This window comes from Candidatus Methylacidiphilales bacterium (assembly GCA_025056655.1).
Classification (GTDB): Bacteria; Verrucomicrobiota; Verrucomicrobiia; order Methylacidiphilales; family JANWVL01; genus JANWVL01.
The window spans coordinates 1-6,547 of the sequence record JANWVL010000172.1 but is presented as its reverse complement, the minus strand read 5'-3'; the positions used below and the strand labels follow the sequence as shown (position 1 = coordinate 6,547).

At 54.1% G+C, this 6,547-nt stretch carries 7 protein-coding genes and 1 pseudogene; 5 read left to right on the top strand and 3 right to left on the bottom strand.

Going from position 1 to position 6,547, the window contains the following annotated elements; genetic code table 11:
• The coding region (locus NZM04_11095; protein ID MCS7064560.1) for a hypothetical protein at nt 1-191 on the top strand (191 nt) is incomplete at its 5' end.
• A 66-nt stretch (nt 192-257) separates the two neighbouring features.
• A complete protein-coding gene (locus NZM04_11090; protein ID MCS7064559.1) occupies nt 258-1,016 on the top strand; it encodes a response regulator transcription factor in 759 nt (252 codons plus the stop codon).
• Here NZM04_11090 and NZM04_11085 read toward each other — a convergent pair.
• Nucleotides 1,001-1,195: a hypothetical protein gene (locus NZM04_11085; GenBank protein MCS7064558.1), complete on the bottom strand. Its 195-nt coding sequence runs from the start codon at nt 1,193-1,195 to the stop codon at nt 1,001-1,003. The genes NZM04_11090 and NZM04_11085 overlap by 16 nt on opposite strands.
• Nucleotides 1,196-1,282: 87 nt before the next feature.
• Between NZM04_11085 and ilvB the strand changes: the two genes are divergently transcribed.
• The 3 genes and pseudogenes from ilvB to NZM04_11070 all read left to right on the top strand — a co-directional run bounded on the left by ilvB (nt 1,283) and on the right by NZM04_11070 (nt 4,751).
• On the top strand, nt 1,283-3,076 hold the full coding sequence (ilvB, locus tag NZM04_11080; GenBank protein ID MCS7064557.1) for a biosynthetic-type acetolactate synthase large subunit: 1,794 nt from the start codon (nt 1,283-1,285) through the stop codon (nt 3,074-3,076).
• 27 nt (nt 3,077-3,103) lie between these two features.
• Nucleotides 3,104-4,429 (top strand): annotated as a pseudogene (locus NZM04_11075) (hypothetical protein).
• Nucleotides 4,430-4,628: 199 nt separating this feature from the next.
• Entirely contained in the window at nt 4,629-4,751 is a 123-nt protein-coding gene (locus tag NZM04_11070) for a hypothetical protein (GenBank protein MCS7064556.1), read from the top strand.
• Between the two features lie 495 nt (nt 4,752-5,246).
• Here the strand turns inward: NZM04_11070 and NZM04_11065 are convergent, their stop codons facing one another.
• Nucleotides 5,247-5,753, bottom strand: coding sequence for a hypothetical protein (locus NZM04_11065; protein MCS7064555.1), 507 nt, complete (start codon nt 5,751-5,753; stop codon nt 5,247-5,249).
• Nucleotides 5,725-6,547 (bottom strand): RHS repeat-associated core domain-containing protein (locus tag NZM04_11060; GenBank protein ID MCS7064554.1); only part of this gene is annotated, 823 nt, incomplete at its 5' end. The genes NZM04_11065 and NZM04_11060, both read right to left, overlap by 29 nt.

The following is a 6,547-nucleotide window of genomic DNA, read 5'->3' as shown; positions in this document are numbered from 1 at the left end:
GCATCCTCACCATCACCCACCCACGACGCAACCTCCCAGCCCTACACCACCACCTACACACCCGCCACATCATCACCTCCCTCCGCCACCTCCCCGACCACACCCCCTGCCTCCGCATCTCCCCCCACGCCTACAACACCCCCGACGAAATCGCCGCCCTCCTCGAAGCCCTAGACCACCCCACCCCCTAGCCCCCAAAAAAAACCAACCCCACCCCCACCACCAAGCACTGTAACACAAATGTAACAAACCCAAGCTTGATTTCCACCCCACCACCAGCAAAATATAGGCCCCCACCCCACACACCGCTCGCCCCCACAGAGACTATGAGCCACAAAATCCTCCTCGTGGACGACGAAGCCGACGTCCTCGACATGCTCTCCCTAGCCCTCACAAACGAAGGATACGACACCATCAAAGTCAACAACGGCGCCGAAGCCCTCCAAACCCTCAAAGAAAAAAAAATCGACCTCATCATCCTCGACATCATGATGCCCGGCATGAGCGGCACCGAAGTCTGCAAACAAATCCGCAAACACCCCCAACTCGAACACATCCCCATCATCATACTCACAGCCAAATCCTCCGAAATCGACCGCGTCCTCGGCCTCGAACTCGGCGCAGACGACTACGTCATCAAACCCTTCAGCCCACGCGAACTCGTCCTCCGCGTCAAATCCATCCTCCGCCGCGGACAAGGCATCCCCCACGCCGTCCTCCAATGCGGCCCCATCACCATCGACCGCGTCAAACACACCGCCCACATCAACAAAACCCCCCTCACCCTCACCGCCACAGAATTCAGCCTCCTCGCCACACTCGTCGAACGCAAAGGCACCGTCCTCAGCCGCGAAATCCTCCTCAACGACGTCTGGGGATACGAAACCATCATCGACACCCGCACCGTCGACACCCACATGCGCCGCCTCCGAGAAAAACTCGGCAAATACGCCGAAATGATCGAAACCATCCGCGGCGTCGGATACCGCCTCAGCGACACCTACCCCATCAAATAAACTCCCCCCACACCCCAAAACCCACACCCCACAAACACACCAGCCACACCCCACCAAAACAACACCCCACAAAAAGCCTCCCAACTCCCAACACCCCACAAAAAGCCTTCCAACCCCCAACTCACTACAAAAACCCTTCTAGCTCCCACCCCACCCACATCCCCGCCCCCCACCCACATTCCCCGCCAAACCAAAAAACACTTTGCCCCACACCAAACACACGCTAAAACAATAAAAACACCCCACACCAAACACCCCACCCACCCATGAACCCAACCCACCACACCCCCCCACCCACCACCAAAACCCCACCCCGAGGCCAACCCGGCCCCCTCATGAAAGGCTCCGAAATCCTCATCACCTGCCTCGAACGCGAAGGCGTCGACACCCTCTTCGCCTACCCCGGCGGCGCCAGCCAATACCTCCACCAAGCCCTCACCAAAAGCAAACAAATCCGCACCATCCTCCCCCGCCACGAACAAGGCGGCATCTTCATGGCCGAAGGCTACGCCCGCGCCTCCGGCAAAGTCGGCGTCTGCATGGCCACCAGCGGCCCCGGAGCCACCAACCTCGTCACCGGCATCGCCGACGCCTACATGGACTCCATCCCCCTCGTCATCATCACCGGCCAAGTCCCCTCCTACATGATCGGCAAAGGCGCCTTCCAAGAAACCGACTTCTTCGGCCTCACCCTCCCCATCGTCAAACACAGCTACCTCGTCCTCGACGTCAACGACATCCCCCGCATCGTCAAAGAAGCCTTCCACATCGCCCGCACAGGCCGCCCCGGCCCCGTCGTCATCGACATCCCCAAAGACACCCAAATGGCCACCACCCAACCCATCTACCCCGACACCATCCACCTCCGAGGCTACCGCGCCGACTACCAAGCCGACGACGTCGCCCTCCACGAAATGCTCGGACTCATCGAAAAATCAGAAAAACCCATCCTCTACGTCGGCGGCGGCGTCATCAGCGCCAACGCCTCCCAAGAACTCCGCACCTTCGTCCAACACACCGGCATCCCCGTCGCCACCACCATCATGGGCTGCGGAGCCTTCCCCGAAAACCACCCCCTCTCCCTCAAATGGCTCGGCATGCACGGCACCGTCTACGCCAACAACGCCGTCAACGAAGCCGACCTCCTCCTCGCCATCGGCGTCCGCTTCGACGACCGCGTCACCGGCAAAGTCACCGAATTCTGCAAACACGGCACCATCGTCCACATCGACATCGACCCCTCCGAATTCAACAAAAACAAACCCGTCCACCTCCCCATCCTCAGCGACGTCCGCTACGCCCTCTCCCGCCTCAACCAAATCATCCAATCCGAAAACCGACCCCGCAAAACCTTCCAACCCTGGCTCGACCAAATCAACGCCTGGCGCCGCGCCTACCCCCTCACCTACGAAAAATACCCCGACCGCATCGCCCCACAACTCGTCATCCAAACCCTCTGCGAACTCACCCACAGCGAAGCCATCATCACCACAGGCGTCGGCCAACACCAAATGTGGGCTGGCCAACACTACACCTACATCCACCCCCGCACCTTCATCACCTCCGCAGGCCTCGGCGCCATGGGCTTCGGCTACCCCGCCGCACTCGGCGCCAAAGTCGCCTGCCCACACCGCCAAGTCATCGACATCGACGGCGACGGCAGCTTCCTCATGAACATCCAAGAACTCGCCACCGCACGCGTCGAAAAAATCCACGCCAAAGTCATCATCCTCAACAACCAACACCTCGGCATGGTCGTCCAATGGGAAGACCACTTCTTCGAAAGCAACCGCGGCCACACCTTCCTCGGCCTCCCCGATGACCGCGAAAAAATCTACCCCGACTACCCCACCCTCTGCAAAGGCTTCGACATCCCCTGCGAACGCATCTCCCACCCCGACCAACTCCGCCCCGCCCTAAAACGCCTCCTCGACGCCGACGGCCCCTACGTCCTCGACATCATCGTCCCCTACACCGAGCACGTCTTCCCCTTCATCCCCGCAGGAAAAACATACAAAGACGTCATCACCGAACCCCCCCAACACATGCGAAAAAAATAACCCCCCCACCCCCCACACCACCCATCCATGCCCTCCCTAGCCGATGCTGCCCTCCTCATCCTCGGCCACGGCTCCACTCAAAATGCTGAATCTGCACTCCCTACCCATCTCCACGCCCTCGAAATTTGCCGCCGACGCATCTTCAAAGAAGTCCACGTCGCCTTCTGGAAAGAAGAACCCAACTTCCGCGCCGCCCTCCGCCCCATCCAAGCCCCCATCGTCTTCATCGTCCCCAACTTCATCTCCGAAGGCTACTTCACCCAAGAAATCATCCCACGCGAACTCTCCCTCACCCCCCCCATCACCCGCACCCCACACCACACCCTCGCCTACTGCACCCCAGTCGGCCTTCACCCCTCCATGACCCAAGCCCTCCTCCAACGAGCCGCAGAAATCGTCTCCCCCACCCCACCCGACCCCGCTCAGACAGCCCTATTCATCGTAGGACACGGCACCAGCCTCAACGAAAACTCCACACAAATCATCTACCGACAAGCCCACATCATCCGCCAGAAACACATCTACGCCGAAGTCCACGCCGCCTTCATGGAAGAAGCCCCATACATCAAAGACTGGCCATCCATCACCTCCCAACCCAACGTCATCGTCGTCCCCTTCTTCATCGCCGACGGCCTCCACTCCTACGAAGACATCCCCGTCCTCCTCGGCATGACCGACAACGTCCGCACCAACCCCTTCCGCAACCCCCACACCGTCGGCCACCGCCGCCTCTGGTATGCCCGCGCCATCGGCACACACCCCTTCATCGCCGACGTCATCCTCGCCTCCGTTCAATCCTTCATCGACGACCACCCAGAAATCTTTCAAAACATACCTACCCCAAAGCCTGACGCCCTTTCCTCGTGGATCGCAAGTCTCCACTTCCCCCACCGCATCGGCCAACTCACCATACACAAACAACACTCCCACTACCTCCTCACACACCACCATCCCACTCCACCTCTGAAAACTCTCGAAGCCGCCACCACCGAAGACCTCCTCCTCGCCCTACTCCGCCTCTCCAAAAAAAGCCCATCTGGAGAATATCGTTACCTCACCACCTCCCCCGATCTCCCCACCGATTGGCAAACCCCACCCCTCACCCTCGAACAACTCATCTCCGCCCTCCAAATCCTCCACCCCAACGCCCTCATCGACCGCTACCTCTACGAACACAACCTCCTCCCCATCACCCCCATCCACCACACCACCTCCCGCCAGACCGGCATGTATCGCCGCACCTCCACCGCCACACCCCACCACATCACCCAAGCCCAAAAAAAAATCTGCCACAAACACTGCTCAAAAATCCCACTCTGGCATCCAGACCCCCCCTCCCCCTCCCCACCACCCCTCGCCCCCCACCACATCCCCTGCCCCGAAGCCTGCAACGCCTACATCTCCACCCTCCGCGAAACCCTCCTCAACGAAACACCCACCCCCCAACCCTCCCACACCTAATAACACAAAACACCCCACTAAAACAACCCCGCACCATAGCCACTCCATTTCTATAATATTCCCAGCTCTATTTTAGTCACCCATCTTGACCATGTTGCAGGATAAATATTTCCCCATCTACCAAAGGATTCCAAACCACATCAAGCCTCACGGTTCCATCCCCGCCGTTCACACCCACCCAGACACTCCCACAAAAATCACCCACCCAAACTGAAACAGAACCACACAACTCATCAGCCCATTCCCCACATATCTATATACCCATTCACACACCCGGTATCAAACCCTATCGGATCTAGCTGCAGGAAGCGGCCGTGAGGGTGCTATAGATGCGGTTGCGTGTGGTGTCAACAAAGAAACTTGATGAGGGATTCAGCGGCAGGGATGCCACTGCTACTTTTTGTGCTCGATTTTCTGATAAACTTTGCACACTAATTATTTATATGCTATTGCTTTTTTAGTAAAGATTTATTTTTAAATATCATGTGCTCTTTGTGCTGCTTGCTTTACTAAGGGATTGCCAGCCTCTCATTCGACCTTTTAATTATGCGACCCCATGCAAATCTTCCATCTTATATAAACACGCGAAACAGGATTGTGATTTCTACGTCTAGTGTCTATTGCCACACTACATCATCTATATCTGCACTATTTTATCTCTGTCTAATGAGAATTTGAAACAGTTTTAATCTCTGTCTTCTCAAATTATTCAGCGAACCCCTCGTGACCAATACATCTTTCTCTTTTCCCAATCGAATTTAACAATAAATCCATCGTAAGTTTTGTATTCAAGAGAGCTATCTTGATTTATTTCAGGCGTAAATTTGTGATTGTTTCCTATATAATTTGTGTATTCATTGTAATCTATACCTAAATCACAATAGCCATGAAGATTATTCAAATCAGCATTAACCCATATCACTATCTTCGAAGATGTAGGTGGCAAAATGTTATTAGGTATTAAATTATTTTCAATAGCTTCACTTGCTTCTTGATAGGATTTGATCTCAATCTTGACATAATCCGAGCAACCATAAAATTGCGTTATGCTAATAAAGGCTGACACCGCCACTACTATTAAAACTATAAAAATTATAGTTACACGTCTTGATATAGTGATAAGTTTTTCTATAACCATACTCTTATTAGTTTGATCCCTAATTACATAAAATGTAAACTCCGCCGTTTTACTGATAATCTTTGCAACAACAGTCACACGTTTTATCTTTGGGACAATTTAATCCACTATAATTTGCATTCATATCATCAAGACTGTCGCGAGCGGCTTCGATATTATTCGCCACCTCTTTAGGTTTCCCTGATGGTAGTCTAGGATTACATCCTACTTTAGCCATTAACTGTTCAGCTCGATTTTTTAACAAATCACCTATCTCACGCAACTTCAGTAATGTCTCTGCAAAGCTCTTATTACCTTCCCTTGCAGCTCTACATGCAGTCATACAATGATAGTATTTATCTTTCCCTTTTATATTGTTTTTTACAATTTCTTTCTTAAGATCATTATAACCATCTATTAATATATCTAGTGTCTTATTAAATTCTGTAACACTAATGCAATTACCTATCGGATCTATATAATTCACCGGACTATTGCCGACATATCTATACCAATTTACATCCTCGGCATCAAACCCTATCGGATCCGGCTGCATAAATCTTCCCAAGGTAGTGCTATAGATGCGGTTTCTATAGTCGTATAGACCTGAGCCAGTGCCGTCGTTTCTGTTTCCAAGCATTTCGCGCCCAGTGAACCAGAAGCGGGTGTGGCTGGCATTGTAGGAGGTAAAGTTATTCGCTGTGCTGCCGTCGGCGAAGTAAGCTTCTCCATAGACGGCGTATCGGGCGCGGTGGATCTCGGTGCCTTGAAGGTCGATGAGGCGGGCGGTGCTGCCGAGGATGTCTTCTTGCAGGTAGTCGGTGTGTGTGGCGCGGTTGCCTACCGGGTCATATGTCCGGCTTTGGGTTTTGCTCGCGTTCACGTTGTTAACC

Coding starts and splice junctions, on each gene's coding strand:
- NZM04_11085 (MCS7064558.1), bottom strand. CDS start 1,195: ATGTGGGTGGGGGGCGGGGATGTGGGTGGGGTGGGAGCTAGAAGGGTT.
- ilvB (MCS7064557.1), top strand. CDS start 1,283: ATGAACCCAACCCACCACACCCCCCCACCCACCACCAAAACCCCACCC.
- NZM04_11070 (MCS7064556.1), top strand. CDS start 4,629: ATGTTGCAGGATAAATATTTCCCCATCTACCAAAGGATTCCAAACCAC.